At 44.9% G+C, this 561-nt stretch carries 1 protein-coding gene; it reads right to left on the reverse strand.

The window, feature by feature from the left end; genetic code table 11:
* Window positions 1–166: 166 nt before the first annotated feature.
* The gene (locus tag A1QO_RS20250; RefSeq protein WP_198927273.1) at window positions 167–343 is read right to left on the reverse strand and encodes a hypothetical protein; all 177 of its coding nucleotides are present in this window, start codon (window positions 341–343) and stop codon (window positions 167–169) included.
* Between the last annotated feature and the right edge of the window lie 218 nt (window positions 344–561).

Genomic DNA, 561 nt, shown 5'->3' on the forward strand with positions numbered 1-561 from the left:
AGGGGTGAGCAACGCTACCACCCAACCTAAAGCATTACACCGTAACCACTAAAAGTGAAGTAGAAGAAAAATGCCAAGCGTTGGAAATCCCTCTTAAATTGTTTGTTATGTTTTACCACAACTGACTGATTTATTTGGCAAAGAACTCCCGGTTTCAAGAAGTCAGTCACACGCCAAAACTCACTTGACCGCCAGATGCACGAAACATAAAACGCGTAAATCCACTTCCCTGCCCAATGAGGCAACCCGACTTAGCTTCAACAAGCGCCCTCTCTTTCCAACCAAAGCGCAGAACAATGGCAAATTGCCGAGGCAACTGCCAAGCCGACATGCTACTTGGCAAATACGTTCAAAGCGACTTAGAGCCAGTGAGATTTGAAACCCACCGCCACGACCTGAAAATGAAGCAACCCACGAATATTGACATGTTTTACGGGTTGAGAAATTCACGAACTTGGGACGACAATGCGGATTTGCTGAAGCAACTCGGACGAATTGTCAAAGGGACAAAGAACAGAGATCGAAGAGTTCTTAAGCCATTGAAATACAAGTAAACATAAC

The sequence above is a fragment of the Vibrio genomosp. F10 str. ZF-129 genome (assembly GCF_000287055.2).
Lineage (GTDB): Bacteria > Pseudomonadota > Gammaproteobacteria > Enterobacterales > Vibrionaceae > Vibrio.